Genomic DNA, 21886 nt, shown 5'->3' with positions numbered 1-21886 from the left:
ACGAGGAGAATCGCATCCTCGGCCCCGGGGCTCTCCCGCGCTTCGAGCATTACCGCCTCGGCTGGAGCTTCGGTCCGCCCGGCTGTTGTTCGGTTACCCTGCCCTCTCCGACAGTAAACAGTTCGTAACACTGGCACGAGCGCACATCTACTGAGTTCAGTAGTAGGTGTGCGGGGTAGGCGCCGTCGTTCAGGGGGCTGACGGACCCTTCCCGGCACCCGGAGCCGACCCCACGGAAACCCCCGGCGCACTGGGGTAACGCCGAATCTGGCGGCGCCACGGGCGACCCGTCGCGGACGCGCCCGCGACGGTTGACCCGGAGGCCGGGCGCGACACGGAAGTGTGACTGGTGCCACTGTCCTTTCGTGACGGAGACCACCCGTCCGAGGACGTGTTCGACGCCGTTTCGGACAAATCGCCTCGGGTAGCCGCCTCCCATGGCTTTATCTGTGCGCGGAGCGCTGTCGTCGTGGTGGGTGGAGGCTCCGGCCTCGGTGCTGATGGGGGTCGCGCGGACCGGTGTGCTGTTCGCGGCGGCGGCGAGCACCCGGATCGCGGAGGCGCCGATGAGCGCGCTGGAGAGCGGCGCAAGGGCGGCCGGGGAGCTGCTGGACGGCGGCCCGGAGCACGCCCTGCGCACCGACCTCGCCGCGCTCGTCGACCCGCGCCCGGACCGGCACCAGCGCAGGGTGGCGGTGACCGGGGATCGCGCGACGGTCGAGGTGCGCGGCCTCGGCAGCGGCAAGCACCCGGCGGTGCTGCGCGCGCTGGAGAAGCAGCTGGGCCGGCTCGACGGCGTCGACTGGTACCGGGTGAACGCGGTGACCGGGCGGGTGGTCGTCGCGCTCGCCGATGGCGCGAGCGACCTGCCCGAGCTGCTCGCGGCGATCGAACGGGTGGAGGAGTTCACCGAGGTCGCGGAGCTGGATTGGAGCCGCGGCGACGAGCACCCCGGCGATCGGGAGCCGCTGCTCGCCGCCGCCATCGGCGTGCTCGGCGACCTGGCCGCGCTGGCCGCCTCCGGCACCACCGCGCTGCTTCCGCTGCGCGCGCCGGTGCGCGCGGCGCGTTCGCTGGCGGCGCTGGCCGACACCCAGCCCCGGGTGCGCCTGGTGCTGGAGGAGCGGCTCGGCAGGCCGCGCGCCGACCTGCTGCTCACGCTGGCCAACGCGCTGGGGACGGCGCTCGGCGAGAGCGGCACCGACGGCGTGCCGAACCTGCTGGTCGACACCGCGCAGCGGGCCCTCATGCTGACCGAGGCGGTGGCCAGGCACCAGCGCTGGCTGGCCTGGGAGGCCGAGCTGCACCACGAGTCCGACGGCGTCACCGATCCGCTGCCCGGCCACGACCGTCCGGTGCCGCTGCCGCGCGGGCCGGTGGAGCGGGTGGCCGACGAGACGGCGGGCGGCTCGCTGGCAGGCGCGGCCGCACTGGTGGCGGGCGGCCGGTTCGGCGACACCGCGGACGCGCTCGCGCTCGGCGCGCCCAAGGCGGCGCGGGCCAGCCGCGAGGCCTTCAGCACCACCGTCTCCACCCTGCTGGCCAGGGCCGGGGTGCTCACCCTGCACCCCGGCGCGCTGCGCAGGCTGGACCGGCTCGACACCCTGCTGATCGACGGCGAGGCGCTGCTCACCGACCGCCGCGTGGTGCTGGCGGCCGAGGCGGGCGACGAGCACTCCGCCGAGCAGGTCTGGAGCGCGGCGCAGCGGCTGCTCTGGGACGCCACCGCCGAGCACGGCCGGAAGACCCCGAAGGGGCAGCCGCGGCTGGTGCACCCGGACTCCGGCACCGCCGACCGCGGCCCGACCATGCGTCCGGTGCGGCGCGAGCTGCGCGCGGGCGAGCGGGTGCTGGGCCGGGTGCTGGTCGGGCGGGAGATCGACCGGCGGGCGCACGGCGTGCTCACCGCGGCCCGCGCGGCCGGGCTGCGGGTGGTGCTGGCCGCGGGGCAGGACGCCGCCGAGCTGCGCTCGCTGGTGGACGAGTTCGTGCCCGGCACCGTCTCCTTCAGCACGCTGGTGCACGAGCTGCAGGCGGACGGCCGCACCGTCGCGGTCTTGAGCCCGCGCGCGCACAAGGCGCTGGCCTGGGCGGATGTCGGCATCGGGCTGCTCGGCGCCGACGTCGGCACGCAGCAGGTGCCGTGGGGCGCCGACCTGGTGTGCCGGGATCTCGACCAGGTGCAGCGGGTGCTGGCCACGGTGGCCCCCGCGCGCGAGGTCAGCGAGCGCGGCCGCTCGCTCGCGCTCTCCGCGGCCACGCTCGGCGGGCTGGTGCTCGCCGTCTCCCCCGGGCGCGGCGCGCACGGGACCCCGATGCTGGCCGCGCACTGCGCCGGGCTGCTGAACGGCGCGATCACCGGCTGGCGGGCGGTGCGGGTCGAGCCGCGCAGCGCGCCCGCGCCGCTGCTGCCGTGGCACGCGCTGCAGCCCGACGAGGCGCTGCGCAGGCTCCCGGAGCCGCCCGCGGTGGCCGACCGCGTCGCCCGGACGCCGTCGGACGGCCCGGTGCGGGCCCGGCTGGCGCCCGCCTTCGCCTTCGCCGGGCACCTGCGCCGCGAACTGGACGACCCGCTGACCCCGATCCTCGGCGTCGGCGCCGTCGCCACCGCCATCCTCGGCTCGCCCGGCGACGCGGTACTGCTCTCCTCGGTGCTCGCGGTGAACGCGGTGATCTCCGCGCGACAGCGGCAGCGGGCCGAGCGCGCGCTGCACCACCTCATGGAGAACGAGCAGCTCACCGGGGTCTTGGTGGCGCGCGCGGAACGGGAGGAGCGCGATCCGGCGACCGAGGAGGTCAGCGCCGAGCTGCTCACCGTCGGCGACCTGATCCTGGTGCGCGCGGGCGAGGTGGTGCCCGCGGACGCCAGGCTGCTGTGGACCGACGACCTCGAGCTGGACGAGTCCGGGCTGACCGGCGAGTCGGTGACGGTGGAGAAGCGGGTCGCGCCGACGCCCGGCGCTGCCCCCGCCGACCGTTCCTGCATGGTCTTCGAGGGAACCACGGTGGTGAACGGCTCCGCGCTGGCCGTCGTGGTCGCGGTCGGCGAGGACACCCAGGCGGGCCGGGCCACCGCGGGCGCGGTGCCGCCGGACAAGGCCGGGGTGCAGGCGCAGCTGCGCAAGCTCACCGACAAGGCGCTGCCCTTCACGCTCGCGGGCGGCGGGCTGGTCGCGCTGCTCGGCGGAGTGCGCGGCAATACGCTGCGGGCGGCGGTCTCGGACGGGGTCGCGGTGGCGGTCTCGGCGGTGCCGGAGGGGCTGCCGCTGGTGGCGACGGTGGCGCAGCTGGCGGCGGCGCGGCGGCTCTCCCGCTACGGGGTGCTGGTCCGGGCCAGCCGGACGGTGGAGGCGCTCGGCCGGGTGGACACGCTTTGCTTCGACAAGACCGGCACCCTCACCGAGGGCCGCCTGCGCCTGGTCATGCTGGCCGACCTGGACGGGCGGTGGGACTCCGGCGCCGGCTCCGACGACGCGCGGCGGCTGCTGCGCGCGGCAGCGCGGGCCTGCCCCGACCCGGCCGACGGCCCGGTGCTGCACGCCACCGACCGCGCGGTCCTCGACGCCGCAGCCGAGGTGCTCGGCGACGAGGCGCACCGCTGGGACCCGATCGACGAGATCCCCTTCGAGTCGAACCGCGGCTACGCCGCCGCGCTCGGCAAGACCTCGAAGCGGCTGCGGCTGGTGGTGAAGGGCGCGCCCGAGGTGGTGCTGCCGCGCTGCGCGAAGGCGCGCACCGCCGACGGCGCCGTCGAGCTCACCGACGCGGTGCGCGAGCGGGCGCGGCGCGCGGTGCACGAGCTCGCCGAGCGCGGGCTGCGGGTGCTGGTGGTGGCAAGGCGCGACCTCGCGGACCGGCCGGACGACGTGGAGGGCGCGATCGGCGAGCTCACCCTGCTCGGCTTCGTCGGGCTCGCCGACACCCCGCGGCCGCAGACCGTCCCGCTGGTGAAGGCGTTGCAGGACAACGGGATCAGCGTCCGGATGATCACCGGCGACCACCCGGTGACGGCGGTCGCGGTGGCCGAGCAGCTCGGGATCGCCGTGCGCGAGGTGGCGACCGGCGCCGACCTGGACCGGCTGGCCGAGCGCGAGCAGAACGAGCTGATCGAGCGCAGCACGGTCTTCGCGCGGGTGAACCCGGAGCAGAAGGTGCGGATCGTGGCCGCGCTGCGGCGCGGCGGGCACGTGGTCGGGATGACCGGCGACGGCGCCAACGACGCCGCCGCCATCCGCACCGCCGACATCGGGATCGGGCTCGCCGCGCACGGCTCGGCGGCCGCGCGCAACGCCGCCGACCTGGTGCTCACCGACCCGGATCCGACCGCGCTGCTGCACGCGCTGGTGGAGGGGCGCGGCATGTGGCAGCGGGTCACCGACGCGGTCGGGGTGCTGGTCGGCGGGAACGCGGGCGAGGTGGCGTTCACCGCGTACGGCACCGCCGTGAACGGCCGCGCGCCGCTCGGGACCAGGCAGTTCCTGCTGGTCAACATGCTCACCGACATGTTCCCCGCGCTGGCGCTCGCGCTCTCGCCGAGCAGCGCGGAGGCCGGGCCGGAGGCGGGCGCCGACGGGGCCGCCGTCGTCGCGAAGCGGGCGGCGCAGCTGGCCGAGATACCGCCCGCCGACCTCGGCGACGACCTGCTGCGCACGCTGGCGCTGCGCGGCGCGGTCACCGCGACCGGGGCGGCGGTGGCCTGGACCACCGGGCGGGTGCTCGCCTCCGAGCAGCGCGCGGCGACCATCGGGCTGGTCGCGCTGATCGGCACCCAGCTGGGGCAGACGCTGCTCTCCGGGCGGCGCAGCCCGATGGTCTGGGTGACCACCGCCGCCAGCGGCGCGGTGCTCGGCGCCATCGTCATGACGCCGGGGCTCTGCCACTACTTCGGCTGCACGCCGCTCGGCCCGATCGGCTGGACCGTCGCGACCGGGTCGGCGGTGGCGGCGACCGCGGGCGCCGCGGTCCTCCCCCGGCTGCTCCCCTCGGCGGCGTAACACCGGCCCGCGCCGTACCGCTGTCTTCCGGTTTCGATCTTCGCCCGGGTGGAACGGCGCGGCCAGGACGAAGGACCGAGTGGAGGGATGTGCCCGTGAGCGCGAATTCCGGAGACGACACGCGGTCCGCGGTGGCGGACGGCCTCACCCCCGAGGTGGCCGACCGGCTCGCGGGCACCGAGGCCCGCGTGGTGGTGCTCGGCGACTCCGTGCTCGACCTGTGGCTCTGGGGCCGCTCCGAGCGGCTCTGCCGGGAGGCACCGGTGCCGGTGGTCGACATCGACCGCAGCACCCCGGTGCCGGGCGGCGCGGCGAACACCGCGGCCAACCTGGCCGCGCTCGGCGCCACCGTCGACCTGGTGAGCCTCACCGGCGCCGACGACCGCGGCGCGACGCTGCGCGCGGCGCTGGCCGCCGCCGGGGTCGGCGTGCGGCACCTGCTCGCCTGCCCCGGCCGCAGCACGCTGGCCAAGTGCCGGGTGGTCTCCGGCGAGCAGATCCTGGTCCGCTACGACGACGGCGACCGCAGCCCCGCCACCGCCGACCAGATCGCCCGCCTGCTGCGGCCGCTCCCCGACCTGCTCGCCGCCGCCGACGCGGTGGTGGTCTGCGACTACGACGGCGCCGTCGCCGACCGGGTGCGCGCCGAACTCGCCCCGCTGCGCGACACCCTTCCGCTGCTCGTGGTCGACACCCACCACCCGGCGCGCTGGCGCGAGCTGCGCCCGGACGTGGTGACCCCGAACGCGGGCGAGGCCGCCGAGGCGCTCGGCCTCGCCCCGCTCGACGGCGCGAACCGGGTCGAGGTCTTCACCGAGCACCGCGACCGGCTCTTCGAGATGACCGGCGCGGGCGCCGCCGTCGTCACCCTGGACCGGGACGGCGCGGTGCTGCTCGACGGCGCCAGACCCGCGCACCGCACCTGGGCCGAGCCGGTCGCGGAGAGCCAGTCCGCAGGCGCCGGTGACACCTTCGTCGCCGCGCTCACCCTGGCGCTGGTCGACGGCCTCCCGCTGGCCGCGGCGGCCGAGGTGGCGCAGGCCGCCGCGGACGTGGTGGTGCACCGCACCGGCACCGCCGTCTGCTCCACCGCGCAGCTGCGCGACCGGCTCGGCCGCACCGGCTCCGCGGTGCTCGGCCGGGCCGAGCTGGCGCGGGCGGTCAGGGCGCACCGCGGCGCCGGGCGCCGGATCGTCTTCACCAACGGCTGCTTCGACGTGCTGCACGCCGGGCACGTCTCCTACCTGAACGAGGCCAAGCGCCTCGGCGACGTGCTGATCGTCGCGGTGAACTCGGACGACAGCGTGCGCGCGCTGAAGGGCCCCGAGCGGCCGGTGAACACCGCCGCCGACCGGGCCGCCGTGCTGGCCGCGCTCTCCTGCGTCGACCACGTGGTGGTCTTCCCGGAGCAGACCCCCGCCGCGCTGCTCCGGGACCTGCGCCCCGACCTCTACGTCAAGGGCGGCGACTACCGGCCGGAGATGCTGCCGGAGACGCCGGTGGTGCGGGGCTACGGCGGCGAGGTCCGGGTGCTCGGCTACCTGGCCGACCGCTCCACCACCGCGCTCATCGAGCGCATCCGGGCCAATGCCGGGGCATCGTGAGCGCTGCCGAGATCGACGTCCTGATCCCGACCAGGAATCGCCCGGTCGAGCTGGCCACCACGCTGGCCGGGCTCGCCGCGCAGGACTCCCCCGGCTTCACCGTGCTGGTCAGCGACCAGTCCGATGGCGCGCCCGATTACGACACCGAACCGGCGCGGACCATGGCGCGGGTGCTCGGCAGGCGCGGCCACCCGGTGTGCTTCGGGCGGCACCTGCCCCGGCGCGGCATCGCCGAGCACCGTGCGCACCTGCTCGGGATTGCCACCGCGCGGTACGTGCTCTTCCTCGACGACGACGTGTGGCTGGAGCCGGGCACGGTGCGGCTGCTGCACGCCGCGATCACCGAGCTCGGCTGCGGCATGGTCGGCTGCGCCATGCAGGGTCTCTCCTACCTGGACGACCACCGGCCGCACGAGCTCGCGCCGCTGGAGCTGTGGCCGGGGCGGGTGCGGCCGGAGCGGGTGCGGCCCGGCACTCCCGAGTGGCAGCGCTGGACGCTGCACAACGCGGCCAACCCGGCGCACCTCGGCGATGCCGTCCGTCCGCTGCTGGCCCGCACCGGGCGGGAGTGGGTGGCCTACAAGGTGGCCTGGATCAGCGGGTGCGTGCTCTTCGACCGGGAGAAGCTGCTGCTCGCGGGCGGCTTCGAGTTCTGGCGGGAGCTGCCGGTCGAGCACGCGGGGGAGGATGTGCTCGCGCAGCGACGGGTCATGGAGCGGTTCGGCGGTGCGGGCATCCTGCCGAGCGGCGCGGTACACCTGGAGTCGCCGACCACCGTCGAGAACCGGGAGGTCGAGGCGTACGAGGCGGTCGGCGGGGCGTAGCGCTCAGGGCAGCAGGCTCTCGACCTCGCCGAAGACGGCGTCCACGCCGACGGTGTCGACGAGGGAGTCGTCGTGCGGGCAGCGCGGCAGCTCCTCGTCGGTGCAGTCGGCGCCGCAGCTCGGGCAGTGCGTGACGAAGGAGATGAGGATCCGATCTGTGTACCGGCCGAGCGGCCCGGCATTGATGACATTCACCATCCAGTAGATGCCGACGGTCGGCGTGCCGACCGCCTGCGCCAGATGCCGGATCCCGCTGTCGTTGCCGAGCAGCACCGCGCTGCGCGCCAGCACCCCGACCACGGCGGTGAACGGCTGCCCGACGAGGGTGCGCAGCCGGGGGCCGGGGCCGATCGCGGCCTCGATCTCGGTGAGCGGGGCGCGCTCGTCCTCGGTGCCGAGCAGGACGACGGCCGCGCCGCCCGCGATGGCGCGCTTCGCCACCTCGGCGAAGCGCGCCGCGGGCCAGCGCCGCCGCGGGTCGCTGGCGCCGGGATGGATGGCGAGCACCGGCCCGGGTAGCTCGCCGAGCACCGCGGCGGCGGCTCGCCGATCGGCCTCGGTGACGGCGACCTCCGGCTGCAGCAGCACCGGCGGGGCGCCGGCCAGCCCGGCGACCTCCAGCGCGCGCAGCACCTCGTGCTGGTGGTACCGGAACGGCAGGCTCCGGGTGAGCGCCGCCGCCTTCGGCGTGCGCGGGCCGACCGAGTAGCGGGGCCGCAGCGCGAGCACGAACGGGTTGGACCACGCGCCGCCGCCGTGCAGCTGGACGCCGAGGTCGATCGGCTCCCGGCAGGCGCGGGCCAGGAACCCCCGGTCGGCGTCGGGGCGGCCGTCCGGGTGCGGCGGCAGCGTGACCACCTCGTCCACCGGGCTCGGCCGGTCGCGCAGCAGCGCGGCGTGCAGCGGGGTGCCGAGCAGCAGCAGGGTCGCGGCGGGGTAGGCGGCGCGCAGCGCGTGCAGGGCGGGTACGGCGAAGAGGAGGTCGCCGAGGCCGCCGCCGCGCAGCACCGCGATCCGGCGGACGCCGTCGAAGGGCGGCAGAACCGGGCCGAGCCCGTGCGCGGGCGTCACCGGAGCCAGGGGGCCGAGTGCTCGAGGCGGTTGAAGTTGCTCGTGCTGCCGTCCGGGCGCTGCTCCTGGAAGAGGAAGGTCAGGCCGCGCTCGTCGAAGGTGGCGAACCACTCGTCCCAGCCGACGCGCTGCAGCACGGCGCCGCCGTAGCCGGGGAAGTCGAAGCGCAGCACGCCGAGCACGCCGTCGAGGACGCTGCCCGGCATGGTGGCGGGGCGGGCGCCGCGGCGCTCGGCCCAGGAGCGGATCACCCGGTGGTCGGTGGTGATCATGGTGCGCCCCGGCCGCTCCTGGCGCTGCTCGGGGGAGGTGATCCGCTGCGGGTGGTCGGCCGGGGCGCGGGTTCCCGGCCGGGGTCGATCGTCCAAGGCGACCTCCTCGCTGTGTGCGGCCCAGGGGGCGCGGGGACCGCTCTCCCCACTCAGTCCCGGTACCCGAGCCGCTCGGGGAGCAAACCGGCGATGCGCGGCGGTGGGCGATTCGGCCGACCCGGACCGGGTAGCCAACCGGGGTGCATCGAGTCCGGGCCCCGCGCCCGGTCAGTGAGGAGGACGTCGCCGTGAGCTCGTTCCCGCAGGGTCCCACCGGGTCCGACCCGATACCGCCCGCTCCCGCACCCGATCCCGCGCCGCCGGGGCCGGGGCGCGATCCCGTCCCGCCCGCGCCCGCACCCGAGCCGGTCCCCGACCCCGCGCCGGTCCCGCCGATCCCCGCGCCGGACCCGATTCCCGCCCCCGAGCCGGTCCCGGCTCCCGCACCACCCGGTCCCGCCCCGATCCCGAGCCCGCTCCCGCCGGTCCCCGGCCCGGCACCGGCCCCCGCCCCACCGAACCCGGTGTAGCCGCGGCGGGACGCGGGCTCAGTCCTTGAAAACCTCGTCGTCCTTGAAGACCTCGTCCCGCAGCCCGGCGAGCGTCTTGGCGAGAATCCGCGAGACGTGCATCTGCGAGACCCCCAGCTGCTCGGCGATCTGCGACTGCGTCCGGTTCTCGAAGAACCGCATGACCAGCACCGCGCGCTCGCGCTCCGGCAGCTTCTCGATCAGCGGCCGCACCGCCATGAAGTCCTCGATCAGGTGGTACGAGGGCTCCTCGGCGCCGAGCCTGGCCAGTAGCGGCAGCGGTGCGTTGTCCGAATCCCCTTCGGCCGCGACGGCATCCAGCGACTGGGACTGGTAGGCGTTGCTCGCGATCAACGCCTGCGTCACCTCGACGACATCGACCCCGAGTTCGTCGGCGATCTCCCGCGCCCGCGGCATCCGCCCGAGTTTCTGCGAGAGCCCCTCGACGGTGCCGCCGATGCTCAGCTGAATCTCCTTGGTGCGCCGCGGCACCCGTACCGACCAGGTGTTGTCCCGGAAGTGCCTGCGCACCTCGCCCATGACGGTCGGCACCGCGAAGGACAGGAAGGACGAGCCGCGGCTCACGTCGTAGCGGTCCACCGCTTGGACCAGCCCGAGCCGCGCCACCTGCAGCAGGTCGTCGAAGTTCTCGCCGCGGCCGGAGAATTTGCGCGCGATGTGCTCGGCCAGCGGCAGGCAGGTCGCGATGAGCTGCGCGCGCAGCGCCTGGCGGCGCGGCTCCGCGTCGGGGCCGAGCGCGGCGATCTCCTCGAAGAGCGGCTCGGTGTTCTCGTAGCCGCCGGATCTCCGGCCGGAGCCCGGCTCAGCCGCCATCGGCGCCGCGGACCCAGGTGAAGTCGACCTCGGTCGGGTAGCCGGAGCGCGCGCTGTCGAACGGCGCCTGCGCCGACGAGATGGATTCGGTGAGGGTGCGCACGATGTGCCAGCCGAAGCCGGACTCGCCGATGCCGCCCTCGGCGGCCGCGGTGGCCCGCACCCGGACGAACATCCGGCCCGCCTCGTAGCTGAACTCGCAGTCCAGGTCGGAGCCGGGAACGGCGTCCATGATCAGCGACGTGGCCACCTCGTCCAGCGCGAGCCGGATGTCGGTGACCTCGTCGATGGCGAAATCAGCGATGAGGGCCACCGTCTCGGCGAGCGCCCGCAGCATGGTCAGCTGCTCGAGCGATGCCGGGACGCGCACCCCGATCGTCGTCGTATCCGTCGAGGATCGGGGAGTCTTTTCCCCCATTGCCCACCACCACCTTGTTCTCGAGGCCGACCGAGCGGCCACGCTACCCGACCGCACCCGGCATCCCGCTCCGGCATCGGTCCACGTACACGTATAAGGGGAACCGGGTGGCGGTGCGGCCCGCACACCGCCCGCACCTCGCCACCCGGTGATCACCGATCGCTTACCCGTTGCCACCCAGGCGAAACCGTCGGTCACTCCTCCTCGACGCGCTCGTGCGCGGTGAGCAGCAGGTGGTCGAAGCGGCCGCGGGCGCCCGCGGAGAACGGGGAGAGCGTGCCGAAGTCGGCGATCAGCCGGGTCGCCAGCGTGCGCAGTTTGACGTTGGTCTCCTGGGAGCGCCAGCTCAGCACCCGGAACGCCTGCTCCGGGCTCACCCCGTAGACCAGCATGAGCGCGCCCTTGGCCTGCTCGATCACCGCGCGGGCGGCGTAGAGCTCGGGCAGCTGCTCGTCCAGCGTCTCGCGGCGGTGCACGGCGAGGGTGCCGGTGACGTCGACGTAGTAGCCCGCGGTGCCGAGCACCGCGCCGCCGTCGCCGGTGACCCGGTCGGCCACCACGATGACGTGGTGCACCTCACCCCCGGTGTCGACGATCCGGTGGCTGCTGCAGAACGGCTCGCCGTGCGCGATGGACCTGGCCAGCCGGTCGGCGACCTGTTCGCGGTCGTCCGGGTGCTTGTGCGTGAGCAGCCGCTCGGTGTCCGGCGCCGGGGTGCCCGGCGGGTAGCCGTGCATCACCGCGACCTCGTCGGACCACTCCCACGCCTGGGTCGCGAACCAGAACCGGAAGCTGCCGACGTGCTGCCGCGCTCCCCCGCCGATCACCCGATCCGCCGCCGCCGCGGGCGGTACCGGCCTGCCTTCCGTCACCGCACGATTATCGGCGCTACCGCCGCGGTCCGGCGCGGTTCAGCCCGCGAGCGCGTCGCGCATGGAGGTGTAGGGGCGGAACAGCGGCCGCACGCCGGTGACCTCGAGCGCCCGCTCCACGTCGGCCCGGCCCGCCACCAGCCGCAGCTCGGAGCCGCTGCCCGAGCTGCGCTGCTTGACCGAGCCGAGCATGGTCGCCGCGCGGAGACTGAGGAACCGGGTCGGCCGCAGGTCGACGACGACGCAGCGGCCGCCGGTGCGCACCGCGCGCTCCAGCACCGAGCTGAACTCGGGGTATCCGGCGGCGTCGAGTTCGCCCTCGACCCGCACCACCAGGCAGTCGGCCATCCGGTGTACCCGGGGCTCCCAGCGTCGTCGGCGGGGCGGAACATCTACTGCGGACATGAGCGACCTCCCGGTGGGGAGCGGTGGTCACGGCTGTGAACTCAACCAGGGGCCCAGTCTGGCACGTGCTCCGCGCCCACGTCCGCGGAATGTAGCCGCTCGTTACCGGCCGGATTCGGCGCGCGGGCGACGGGTAGCCGCGTCGCATGGAACTCCTGGTGATACTCGCGATCGCGCTGATCGTCGGCGCTGTCCTGCTGGTGCGCAGGCGCCGCGGGCAGCGTCCCGGCACCGCGCGCAACACCGGCAATCCCGGCAACCCCGAATAGGAGCACTCATGGCCTCGATGGATCCCGATCCGGCCCGCGTCCCCGATCTGGAGCCCGGCGGCGGGGTCCGGCCGGGCGACACCCCGCCGGACACCCCGCAGACCTCGGGGCTCTCCGCCCCCGAGCCCGCGACCAGGCATCACTTCCCGATCACCGGGGTCGTCGCCATCATTCTCGGGGTGGTGCTGGTCGCGGTCTTCCTGATCGCCGCGGTGACCACGGTGGTTCTGCAGTTCTAGCAGTTTCGCTCCGAGAAGCCCGGGAAGTACGGCGCCGAATCATCGGCTTACCGGCCCGAGCAGATACGGAGCAGCGCATGAAGATCGCGATGGTTTCCGAACACGCGAGCCCGCTCGCCGCGCTCGGCGGGGTGGACGCGGGCGGCCAGAACGTGCACGTCGCGGAGCTGTCGGCGGCGTTGACCCGGCAGGGGCACGAGGTGACCGTCTACACCCGCCGCGACGCTCCGGAGCTGCCGGAGAGCACCGTCGCCGGGGCGGGGTATCGCGTGGTGCACGTGCCGGCGGGCCCGGCGGAGCGGATCCCCAAGGACGACATCCTGCCGCACCTCGGCGACTTCGCCCGATTCCTGGCGGACCACTGGGCCGACGAGCGCCCCGAGCTGGTGCACGCGCACTTCTGGATGTCGGGCATCGCGGCGGATTCCGCGGCCCGGCCGCTCGACCTGCCGGTGCTGCTCACCTTCCACGCGCTCGGGACGGTCAAGCGCCGCTACCAGGGGCTCGCCGACACCAGCCCGCGCACCCGGATCCGGCTGGAGCGCCGGGTCGCGACCAGGGCCACCGGGATCATCGCCACCTGCACCGACGAGGTGACCGAGCTGGCCAGGATGGGGGTGCCGCGGTTCCGCACCTCGGTGGTGCCGTGCGGGGTCGATCTCGGCGCCTTCGGCCCGGACGGCCCGGTCGCGGCGCGCGGCGCGCGGCACCGGCTGGTCTCGGTGGGCCGGATGGTCCGGCGCAAGGGCTTCGACACCGCGATCATGGCGCTGCAGGAGCTGCCGGAGACCGAGCTGGTGATCGCGGGCGGCGCACCGGACGAGGCGGGCGAGGCCGAGCCGGCCCGGCTGCGCGCGGTCGCCGCGGAGTACGGCGTCGCCGACCGGGTGCGCTTCGCGGGCACCGTCGACCGCGCCGAGATGCCCGCGCTGCTGCGCTCGGCCGACGCGGTGCTCTGCACGCCCTGGTACGAGCCGTTCGGCATCGTCCCGGTGGAGGCCATGGCCTGCGGCAGGCCGGTGGTGGCGAGCGCGGTCGGCGGGCTGCTCGACACCGTGGTGGACGGCGTGACCGGCCGGCTGATTCCGCCGCGCGACCCGCTCGCGCTGGCGGGCGCGCTGCGCACCCTGCTCGCCGACCCGGCGCTGCGCGAACGACAGGGCGCGGCCGGGCTGCGCCGCGCCCGCGACGGCTACGGCTGGGACCGGGTGGCCGAGCGCACCGCCGCCGCGTACCGCGCCGCCGTGCCCGCACGCGCCGCCGCCGACATCGCCTCCCCCACCGGTTGACCCACCCCTCGAGAGGAGAACTCATGCCCGACTCCACCCCCCGTTCGCCCGGCACAGTCCTGATCACCGGCGGAGCCTCAGGGCTCGGCGCCGCCACCGCGCGGGCCGTGCTCGCCGCGGGCGGCACCCCGCTGATCATCGACCGGGACAAGCCGGACGACACCGAGCTGGCCTGGGAGTACGCCGACCTCGCCGACAGCGGCGACGCGGCGAGCGCGGTCGAGGCGCTGGTGCGTCGGGCGGGCGGCCGGTTGGACGGCGTGGTCACCGCGGCGGGCACCGACGCCTGCGGCACCCTCGCCGACCTGGACACCGAGACCTGGGAGCGGGTGATCAAGGTGAACCTGCTCGGCACCGCGGCGGTGGTGCGGGCGGCGCTACCCGCGCTGCGCGCCACGCACGGGCGGGTGGTGACGGTGGCCTCCACGCTCGGGCTGCGCGCGCTCTCCGACGCCACCGCCTACTGCGCCTCGAAGTTCGGCGTCGTCGGATTCACCAGGGCGCTCGCGGCGGAGACGGCGGGGGAGATCGGGGTGACGCTGCTGATTCCCGGCGGCATGCGGACCGCGTTCTTCGACGACCGGCCGGAGCAGTACAAGCCGGGCCCGGACGCGAAGCTCAACGACCCGGCGAACGTGGCGGACACCATCCTGTACGCCATGACCCGGCCGGAGGGCTCCGAGCTGCGCGAACTCGTGGTCTGCGCCTCCACGGAGACCTCCTGGCCGTGACCCGGCCCGCGGCGGCGCTACTCGCGCGCCGCCGCGGTGGCCCGCCGGTTCGCGCGCTGGACGGCGTCGACCAGTTCGTCCTTGCGCATCCGCCAGCGGCCGGTGATGCCGAGCCGCCCCGCCACCTCCAGCAGGTGTTTCTTGGTGGCATTGGCGTTCACGCCCTCGGCGGTCGCACCGCCGGTGTTCAGCCCGCGGCGCTCGGCGTGTTCGTCCGACGGGCCGCGCTGCTCCTTGGCCTCCCAGTGGTCGCCGACCTTCTCGTAGCTGTGTTTGAGCGCGCTGTACCCCACCCGGTACGCGCGCGATTCGTCGCCGTCGTAGCTCTCCAGCGCGGAATCGTGCGCCTCGGCGAAGGTGCGCTGCGCCTTCGCCGGGGAGCGCCGCACGGTGCTGGGCAGCTCCGACTTCTTCACCTTGCCCTCGGCGTTCGTCTTCGGCACGATGGCCTCCTTCCGCTACCGCCCGGGTACCCCGCTCACCCGCGCGGTTAACCGGGAACGCCACGGGTAGTGCGGCGGCATGGCCCCGACGATCGAGCAACTACTGCACGCGCTCACCCGCGCGGTGAGTGCCTTGTCGGTCACCGACATCCGGTTCGCGGTGGCGGGCGGCTGCGCGGTGTACGCGCGCGGCGGCCCGGCCTCGGACCACGATGTCGACCTCTTCCTCAAGCCGGATGATGTCGGCCGGGCGGTGACCACGCTGGTGCAGAGCGGGCTGCGCGCCTGCGAGCCCGCCGAGGACTGGCTGATGAAGGTCTACGACGGCGACACCCTGATCGATCTGATCTTCCGGCCCAACTGCCGCGAGGTCACCGACGAGCTGCTCGACCGCGCCACCCCGATGCGGATCGGCCCCACCGTGGCGCCGGTGGTCGGCGGCACCGACCTCATGGTCGACAAGCTGCTGGTCTTCGACGCGCACCGGCTCGACCTGAGCCCGCTCCTGCACATCGCCCGCGACCTGCGCGAACAGGTGGACTGGGCGGCGGTGCGGGAGCAGACCGAGCACTCGCCCTATGCGCGGGCCTTCCTCGGGCTGATCGACGATCTCGGGATAACCGCGACCAGAAAGGTGAGCTGACATGGAACGACCGCAGTACACGGTGGCGCATCTGCGCCGGGCGCTCGCCGAGGATCCGCGCACCGCGGAGCTCGGCATCGGCGTCACGATCCGCGGCGAGGTGGTGGTGCTCGGCGGCGAGGTGAGCAGCGCCGAGTGCCGCGACATGATCGAGGCGGTGATCCGTGAGCAGCTGCCGGAGGCGACCGTGCACAACGACATCAGGGTGCTGCTCCCGGCCGCCCCGGACGGCGCCGAGACCCTCGAACCCGCCGAAAGGGGTTGAGCGTCATGCGGATCGCGGCGGTCGGCGATGTCCACCTCGGGGCCGAGTCGGGCGGAACGCTGCGCCCGGTGCTGGCCGGGCTGCCGGAGCGCGCCGACGTGCTGCTGCTGGCGGGCGACCTCACCAGGCACGGCACCGTCGAGGAGGGCCGGGTGGTCGCAGCCGAGTTCGCCGAGCTCGGCGTCCCGGTGATCGCCGTGCTCGGTAACCACGACCACCACAGCGATCAGGAGCACGAGATCACCGCGGTGCTCACCGAGCACGGCATCACGGTGCTGGAGGGCACCGCGACCACCGTCGAGGTCGGCGGCCGCACGCTCGGGATCGCAGGCACCAAGGGCTTCGGCGGCGGCTTCGCGGGCAAGTGCGCCAGCGCCTTCGGCGAGCGCGAGATGCGCGACTTCGCCGGGCACACCGTGCACCTGGCGGAGACGCTGCGCACCGCGCTGGCCGGGCTGGAGGCGGACACGACGGTGGCGCTCACGCACTACTCCCCGATCAGCGACACCCTGCACGGCGAGCCCCGGGAGATCTACCCCTTCCTCGGCTCGTACCTGCTCGGCGAGGTGATCGACGAGGCGGGGGTCGCGCTGGCGCTGCACGGCCACGCGCACGCGGGCATCGAGCGCGGGACGACGCCGGGCGGCATCCGGGTGCGCAATGTCGCGCAGCCGGTGATCCGCACCGCCTACGCCCTCTACGACCTGCGCGAACCCGCCGCGGCGGGCACCGCCCGCAGCGCGGCCACGGGCTGAGCCGACCGTGACCCCGGCCCCGGCGGCGGGCCGAACGAGCACCGGTTTCGCGCGCGCGGCGCCGGGCACAACGGCGCCATGGATGCTGCGACAACGGAACACCCACGCGGTACCGGTGCCCCGCTGAACGTTCTCGTCTGGCACGTGCACGGCTCCTGGACGACCTCGTTCGTGCAGGGCCCCCATACCTCGCTGCTGCCGACCGACCCCGCGCTCGGGCAGTGGGCACTCGGCCGCTGTGGCCGGCCGTGGCCGGAGCGCGCGGTCGAGGTCGCCCCCGCCGACCTGCGGGAGCAGCCGATCGACGTGGTGATCCTGCAGCGCCCCGAAGAGATCGGGCTGACCGCCGAGTGGACCGGCCGGCCACCGGGGCGCGAACTGCCCGCGCTCTACGTCGAGCACAACACCCCGCGCGAGCACGCCGCCACCAGCCGGCACCCGCTGGCCGAGCGCTCGGACATCCCGGTGGTGCACGTCACCGACTTCAACCGGCTCATGTGGGACTGCGGCCGCGCCCCCACCGCCGTTGTGCCGCACGGCATCCCGGACCCCGGCCACCGCTACACCGGCACCATCCCGCACGCGGCCACCTGCATCAACGAGCCGGTGCGGCGCGGCCGGATCACCGGAACCGACCTGCTGGCCCCGCTCTCCGCGGCCGCGCCGATCGACGTCTTCGGCATGGGCACCGACGGGCTGCACACCGCGCTCGGCTGCCCGCCGGAGCGGGTCAGCGGCCGCGGCGACCACCGGACCGAGCGGCTGCACGCCGAACTCGCCGAGCGCCGGGTCTTCCTGCACACCCCGCGCTGGACCTCGCTCGGGCTCTCCGTGCTGGAGGCGATGTACCTGGGGATGCCGGTGGTCGCGGTCGGCACCACCGAGGCGGCGGCCGCCATCCCGCCGGAGGCGGGCGTCGTCTCCACCGATCCGGAGATCCTGGCCGACGGCATCAGGCAGTTCGTCGCGGAGCCGATCTTCGCCGCGCTCTCCGGGAAGGTGGCGCGGCACTGGGCGGAGACCAACTTCGGCATCGACGCCTTCGTCCGGCGCTGGCAGACGCTGCTCGCGCAGGCGGCCCGGTGACCGGGCACGTGCTCCTCGCCCGGCTGGACAGCGCGGGTGACGTGCTGCTCACCGGGCCCGCGGTCCGCGCGGTGGCGAGCGCGGCGCGGCGGGTGACCTTCCTGGCCGGGCCGAACGGCGCCGCGGCGGCCGAGCTGCTGCCCGGGGTCGACGACCTGCTTCGCTTCCGCGCGGTCTGGGTGGAGCTCGATCCGCCGCCGCTCTGCGCGCCCGACGTGCACGAGCTGATCGAGCGGGTGCGCGCCGCCCGGGTCGACGAGGCGCTGATCTTCACCTCCTTCCACCAGTCGCCGCTGCCGCTCGCGCTGCTGCTCCGCCTGGCCGGCGTGCCGCGGATCGGCGCGATCAGCGACGACTACCCCGGCTCGCTGCTCGATCTGCGGCACCGGGTGCGCGACGACGTCCCCGAGCCGCTGCGCGCGCTCTCGCTGGCGGCCGCGGCGGGGTTCCCGGTGGCGGACGACCGGCTGCGGGTGCGGGCCGATTTGCCGGACGTCACCGAGCTGACCGGCGGCCCCGGCTACGTGGTCTACCACCCCGGGGCCGCGGTCCCGGCGCGGCGGCCGTCGCCGGAGCGCAGCGCCGCGATCGTCGCGGCGCTCACCGCCGCCGGGTACCGGGTGCTGGTCACCGGCGGGCCGGGTGAGCGCGGGCTCACCGCCGCGGCGGCCGCGGGCGGCGGCACCGATCTCGGCGGCGCCACCGACCTGCGCGGGCTGGCCGCCGTGCTGCGCGACGCGGCGGTGGTGGTGGCGCCGAACACCGGGCCCGCGCACCTGGCGGCTGCGGTCGGCACGCCGGTGGTCTCGCTGTTCGCGCCGGTGGTCCCGGCCCGGCGCTGGGCGCCGTACGGGGTGCCGACGGTGCTGCTCGGCGACCAGCACGCGGGCTGCCGCGGGACGCGGGCGCGGGAGTGCCCGGTGCCCGGCCACCCCTGCCTGGACGGCATCACCGACGACGCGGTGGTCGGGGCGGTCCGGCGGCTCGCACGATTGACCGCGATGCCGCCGGGTATCACCGGAGGGCCCCCATTCGACGTGGCAGAAAGGACCTCGATATGAGCGCCCCGAACACACCCGGCGAGAGGCGGGAAGTTCCGGTCTCCGGGCACAGCTTCCCGGACGGCTCGCGCACCACCAGGCAGCACGCGGGTGAAGCGCTGGAGGACGCGCGCAACTGGCCGGGGATGATCCTGGTCGGGCTCGGCATCGTGCTGGTCGGGCTGACCCTGGTCGCCGCCGGTTACGGCTTCGAGGGCTGGGCGGTCATCGCGGGCATCGCCTGCGGCGTCTGCCTCGTCGTCGGTGCGGGGCTGATCGTGCTGGAGCATCGGCGGGTGAAGGCCCTCGAGGGGCGCAACCTGACCGATCCCGGCGGGCACTGACGGGACGGCTCCATGCGTTCGCTGCACTTCTGCTCGCTCGCGGTGGCGGGTGCGCTGCTGCTCGCCGGCTGCTCCGGCGACGGCCCCGACGTCGACCCGGTACCGGCCACCGCGACCGGCGGCGGCTCCATCACGCTCACCTTCCCGCCGCCCGCCGACGGCACGACCGCGGAGGTGCCGGACACCGACACCATCACCGCGAGCGCCGAGCGCGACCTCTGCGACACGCTCGCCCCCGAGATCGAGGGGTGGGCCGCGCAGGGCGGCACCGGCGCCAGGCTCTCCTACAACACCACCGTGCAGGGCTGGGCGGCCCGCAACGGCGGGCTGAACGACATCGTGGTGCGGGACCGCTCGGTGGTGGACACCATCACCGCCAAGACCTGCCCCGACGTCCGGCAGCGGGCGCTGGACGCGCTCGGCATCTCCGACCTGGCATCCGGCCTGGTCGGCTTCGGCAACTGACCCTCGCGAGGACACCATGCGGCACACCAGTATTCGGCACCGGCTGCCCCGGATCGCGGGCATCGCGTTCCTCGTCACCGCGGCGGCGCTCGGCGGCGCGGGCTGCGACCAGGTGGAGGAGGCGGTGAATCGCGGCGGGGATACCCCCTGCAACGACTACATCGCGCAGTCCACCGAGGACAAGCGGACGACCGTCACCAAGTACCTGGAGGACGATCGCGGCTCCGCGCCCGAGGCGACGACCGTCGATGCCGCCATCGGGGCGATCGATCTCATGTGCCGGGCGCAGGCGAATGCCGCGACGCCCATCCGCGACGCGGATCTCGGCGGGATTCTCGCTCCGAGGTAGCCGAGCCGCCACGAGGCGGTGTCGCGAGGGGGTGGACGCCGCGCGTCCACCCCCTCGCACTCTTTCGGCGGGCGGGTGCCCGGCGAACGGCTCGGTCGCCCGGCCCGCGGGGTCAGGCGCCGGGCGTCAGCTTGGAGACGTACTGCCGCGCCTTCTGCTTCACCCCGTGGGTGACGACCGCGCGAGCGTCCTCGTCCCCGCGGAGCAGTGCGGAGGCCAGCGAGCGGATCTGGTCGACCCCGGCCCGCGGCGGGATCGGCGCGACGTTCGGGTCACAGCGGATGTCGAGCAGGACGGGCCGATCGGCCGCCAGCCCCTCGGCCCAGGCGGGGGCGAGCGCCTCGGGGGTGTCGACCCCGATCCCGCCGAGCCCGAGCCCGCGGGCGAAGGCCGCGTAGTCGACGTCGGGCAGCGCCTGGGAGTCCGGGAAGCGCGGCGCGCCGTGCATCCCGCGCAACTCCCAGGTGACCTGCGCCAGATCGTTGTTGTGCAGCACGGCGATCACCATCCGCGGGTCGGTCCAGCGCGAGTGGTACCTGGCGATCGTGATGAGCTCGGCCAGCCCGTTCATCTGCATGGCCCCATCTCCGACCAGCGCGATCACCGGCCGGTCCGGGAACGCCCACTTGGCCCCGATGGCATACGGCACCGCGCACCCCATGCTGGCCAGCGTGCCGGAGACCGAACCGCGCACCGCTCCGTGGAAGCGCAGGTGCCGCGCGTACCAGTCGGTGGCGGTACCGGAATCCGCCGTGACGACGGCGTCCGCCGGAAGCTGCCGGGAGAGTTCGTGCACGATCCGCATCGGGTTCACCGGATCGGCATCCAGCTCGGCGAGCTCACCGGCGAGTTGCCACCAGTGCGCCACCTCGCCCTCGATGTGCTCCCGCCACGAGCGGTCGGTCTTGCGCTCGAGCAGCGGGATGAGCGCCCCGAGCGCGGCCTTGGCGTCGCCGACGACATTGAGCTCGTACGGGTAGCGCAACCCGATCGACCCGGCGTCCCGGTCGATCTGGACCCCGCGCGCCGCGCCGAACTCCGGCAGGTACTCCGCATAGGGGAAGCTGGAGCCGACGGTCAGCAGCGTGTCGGCGCCGCGCATGAGGTGGTGGCTCGCGGTGGTGCCGAGCAGCCCGAGCGACCCGGTGACCCACGGCTCGGTATCGGCCACCACGTCCTTGCCGAGCAGCGCCTTCGCCACGCCGGCGCCGAGCAGGTCGGCGATCCGCTCCAGCTCATCGGCGCAGCCGCGCGCGCCCTGCCCGGCCAGGATCGCCACCCGCTCGCCGCTGTTCAGGATGTCGGCGGCACGGCGCAGGTCGGCGGGGTCGGGCACGAGCGTCGCGGTGCCGAGCCCGAGGCTGGACGGCACGTGCTTCGGGGCGTGCTCCGGCGGGCTGTACTCCGCGCCGAACACGTCGCTGGGAATGATCACCGCGGTCGGCGCACGCTGCCCGAGCGCCGTCCGCACCGCGCGGTCGAGCAGCGCGGGCAGCTGCTCCGGCACGGTGCAGAGCGGGGCGTAGGCGCAGACGTCGGCGAAGGCGGCGGGCAGGTCGACCTCCTGCTGGTGCGAGCCGCCGAGCGCGGTGCGGTCGGTGTGGCCGACCAGCGCGACCACGGGGACGTGGTCGAGCGCGGCATCGTAGAGCCCGTTCAGCAGGTGGATGGCGCCGGGCCCGCCGGTGGCGGCGCAGACCCCGACCCGGTCGGCGAACTTGGCGTAGCCGACGGCCGCGAAGGCCGCCATCTCCTCGTGCCTGGTCTGCACGAAGGCGGGCGGGTCGTCGGCCCGCTCCCAGGCGGCGAGCAGGCCGTTGATGCCGTCGCCGGGGTAGGCGAAGACCTGGCGCACCCCCCACTCCCCCAGGCGGCGCAGGATCAGGTCTCCGACGGTGTCGGCCATGGTCGCTCTCCTCGTGTTCGCGGTCGGCGTCCCCCGCGCTCTGCCCGCTCGGCACCGGGTCAAACGACGCGTGCGGGGGCGGGCGAAGAAGAAGTTTCGGTGTTCCGGGCGTGGGCACAACGCGGTCGGAACACCTCCCGCGGCACCCGCCCGCACCTGCGGCAACGACGCCGCGTGCCGGAACGGCCCGGAGGGTTTC

Annotated in this window: 23 protein-coding genes; 15 read left to right on the top strand and 8 right to left on the bottom strand. The window is 74.9% G+C overall.

What is annotated here, in order from left to right; translation table 11 throughout:
* Positions 1–437: 437 nt before the first annotated feature.
* The 3 genes from LTT61_RS28150 to LTT61_RS28140 all read left to right on the top strand — a co-directional run bounded on the left by LTT61_RS28150 (position 438) and on the right by LTT61_RS28140 (position 7422).
* Positions 438–4994 (top strand): cation-translocating P-type ATPase, encoded by a 4557-nt coding sequence (locus LTT61_RS28150; protein ID WP_233017026.1) that lies wholly within the window; start codon positions 438–440, stop codon positions 4992–4994.
* A 95-nt stretch (positions 4995–5089) separates the two neighbouring features.
* Complete coding sequence (gene rfaE2 / locus LTT61_RS28145) at positions 5090–6598, top strand: D-glycero-beta-D-manno-heptose 1-phosphate adenylyltransferase (protein WP_233017025.1); 1509 nt, start codon at positions 5090–5092, stop codon at positions 6596–6598.
* A complete protein-coding gene (locus LTT61_RS28140; protein ID WP_233017024.1) occupies positions 6595–7422 on the top strand; it encodes a glycosyltransferase family A protein in 828 nt (275 codons plus the stop codon). The genes rfaE2 and LTT61_RS28140 overlap by 4 nt, the downstream gene beginning before the upstream one ends.
* A gap of 3 nt (positions 7423–7425) precedes the next feature.
* Here the strand turns inward: LTT61_RS28140 and LTT61_RS28135 are convergent, their stop codons facing one another.
* The 6 genes from LTT61_RS28135 to LTT61_RS28110 all read right to left on the bottom strand — a co-directional run bounded on the left by LTT61_RS28135 (position 7426) and on the right by LTT61_RS28110 (position 11806).
* Positions 7426–8493 carry a glycosyltransferase family 9 protein gene (locus tag LTT61_RS28135; protein WP_233017023.1) on the bottom strand — a complete coding sequence of 356 codons (1068 nt, stop codon included), beginning with the start codon at positions 8491–8493 and terminating at the stop codon, positions 7426–7428.
* Complete coding sequence (locus tag LTT61_RS28130; RefSeq protein WP_233017022.1) at positions 8490–8861, bottom strand: hypothetical protein; 372 nt, start codon at positions 8859–8861, stop codon at positions 8490–8492. The genes LTT61_RS28135 and LTT61_RS28130 overlap by 4 nt, the downstream gene beginning before the upstream one ends.
* Before the next feature lie 491 nt (positions 8862–9352).
* Entirely contained in the window at positions 9353–10168 is an 816-nt protein-coding gene (locus LTT61_RS28125; protein ID WP_233017021.1) for an RNA polymerase sigma factor SigF, read from the bottom strand.
* The gene (locus LTT61_RS28120; protein WP_233017020.1) at positions 10158–10586 is read right to left on the bottom strand and encodes an ATP-binding protein; all 429 of its coding nucleotides are present in this window, start codon (positions 10584–10586) and stop codon (positions 10158–10160) included. Before LTT61_RS28120 ends, LTT61_RS28125 begins: the two co-directional genes overlap by 11 nt.
* 194 nt (positions 10587–10780) lie before the next feature.
* Positions 10781–11458 (bottom strand): PAS and ANTAR domain-containing protein, encoded by a 678-nt coding sequence (locus LTT61_RS28115; RefSeq protein WP_233017019.1) that lies wholly within the window; start codon positions 11456–11458, stop codon positions 10781–10783.
* Between the two features lie 39 nt (positions 11459–11497).
* Positions 11498–11806 (bottom strand): STAS domain-containing protein, encoded by a 309-nt coding sequence (locus LTT61_RS28110; protein ID WP_233017018.1) that lies wholly within the window; start codon positions 11804–11806, stop codon positions 11498–11500.
* A gap of 203 nt (positions 11807–12009) precedes the next feature.
* Between LTT61_RS28110 and LTT61_RS32740 the strand changes: the two genes are divergently transcribed.
* The 4 genes from LTT61_RS32740 (at position 12010) to LTT61_RS28095 (ending at position 14391) form a co-directional block, all read left to right on the top strand.
* Positions 12010–12132 (top strand): hypothetical protein, encoded by a 123-nt coding sequence (locus LTT61_RS32740; protein ID WP_269821807.1) that lies wholly within the window; start codon positions 12010–12012, stop codon positions 12130–12132.
* Positions 12133–12140: 8 nt separating this feature from the next.
* Positions 12141–12371 (top strand): DUF6480 family protein, encoded by a 231-nt coding sequence (locus LTT61_RS28105; protein ID WP_233017017.1) that lies wholly within the window; start codon positions 12141–12143, stop codon positions 12369–12371.
* Between the two features lie 77 nt (positions 12372–12448).
* The gene (locus LTT61_RS28100; RefSeq protein ID WP_233017016.1) at positions 12449–13660 is read left to right on the top strand and encodes a glycosyltransferase; all 1212 of its coding nucleotides are present in this window, start codon (positions 12449–12451) and stop codon (positions 13658–13660) included.
* A gap of 23 nt (positions 13661–13683) precedes the next feature.
* Positions 13684–14391 carry an SDR family oxidoreductase gene (locus tag LTT61_RS28095; RefSeq protein ID WP_233017015.1) on the top strand — a complete coding sequence of 236 codons (708 nt, stop codon included), beginning with the start codon at positions 13684–13686 and terminating at the stop codon, positions 14389–14391.
* A gap of 17 nt (positions 14392–14408) precedes the next feature.
* On the opposite strand, the gene LTT61_RS28090 is transcribed toward LTT61_RS28095, so the two are convergent.
* Positions 14409–14834, bottom strand: a complete 426-nt coding sequence (locus LTT61_RS28090) for a ChaB family protein (RefSeq protein ID WP_233017014.1) — start codon at positions 14832–14834, stop codon at positions 14409–14411.
* A gap of 79 nt (positions 14835–14913) precedes the next feature.
* Here LTT61_RS28090 and LTT61_RS28085 point away from each other — a divergent pair, with 79 nt between their 5' ends.
* The 8 genes from LTT61_RS28085 (at position 14914) to LTT61_RS28050 (ending at position 19781) form a co-directional block, all read left to right on the top strand.
* The gene (locus tag LTT61_RS28085; protein WP_233017013.1) at positions 14914–15477 is read left to right on the top strand and encodes a hypothetical protein; all 564 of its coding nucleotides are present in this window, start codon (positions 14914–14916) and stop codon (positions 15475–15477) included.
* Between the two features lies 1 nt (position 15478).
* On the top strand, positions 15479–15742 hold the full coding sequence (locus LTT61_RS28080) for a BON domain-containing protein (protein WP_233017012.1): 264 nt from the start codon (positions 15479–15481) through the stop codon (positions 15740–15742).
* Positions 15743–15747: 5 nt separating this feature from the next.
* A complete protein-coding gene (locus LTT61_RS28075) occupies positions 15748–16497 on the top strand; it encodes a metallophosphoesterase family protein (protein ID WP_233017011.1) in 750 nt (249 codons plus the stop codon).
* Between the two features lie 78 nt (positions 16498–16575).
* On the top strand, positions 16576–17583 hold the full coding sequence (locus LTT61_RS28070; protein WP_233017010.1) for a glycosyltransferase: 1008 nt from the start codon (positions 16576–16578) through the stop codon (positions 17581–17583).
* On the top strand, positions 17580–18644 hold the full coding sequence (locus LTT61_RS28065; protein WP_233017009.1) for a glycosyltransferase family 9 protein: 1065 nt from the start codon (positions 17580–17582) through the stop codon (positions 18642–18644). The genes LTT61_RS28070 and LTT61_RS28065 overlap by 4 nt, the downstream gene beginning before the upstream one ends.
* A complete protein-coding gene (locus LTT61_RS28060; RefSeq protein ID WP_233017008.1) occupies positions 18641–18967 on the top strand; it encodes a hypothetical protein in 327 nt (108 codons plus the stop codon). Before LTT61_RS28065 ends, LTT61_RS28060 begins: the two co-directional genes overlap by 4 nt.
* Before the next feature lie 12 nt (positions 18968–18979).
* Positions 18980–19432: a hypothetical protein gene (locus tag LTT61_RS28055; RefSeq protein WP_233017007.1), complete on the top strand. Its 453-nt coding sequence runs from the start codon at positions 18980–18982 to the stop codon at positions 19430–19432.
* Between the two features lie 16 nt (positions 19433–19448).
* Positions 19449–19781 carry a hypothetical protein gene (locus LTT61_RS28050; protein WP_233017006.1) on the top strand — a complete coding sequence of 111 codons (333 nt, stop codon included), beginning with the start codon at positions 19449–19451 and terminating at the stop codon, positions 19779–19781.
* A 112-nt stretch (positions 19782–19893) separates the two neighbouring features.
* On the opposite strand, the gene LTT61_RS28045 is transcribed toward LTT61_RS28050, so the two are convergent.
* Positions 19894–21687 carry a thiamine pyrophosphate-requiring protein gene (locus LTT61_RS28045; RefSeq protein ID WP_233017005.1) on the bottom strand — a complete coding sequence of 598 codons (1794 nt, stop codon included), beginning with the start codon at positions 21685–21687 and terminating at the stop codon, positions 19894–19896.
* Positions 21688–21886: the final 199 nt, after the last annotated feature.

Source organism: Nocardia asteroides (genome assembly GCF_021183625.1).
In the GTDB taxonomy this organism is placed as follows: Bacteria; Actinomycetota; Actinomycetes; order Mycobacteriales; family Mycobacteriaceae; genus Nocardia; species Nocardia asteroides_A.
Note: the sequence above shows the minus strand (reverse complement) of the source record. Positions and strands in the feature narration are given on the sequence as shown.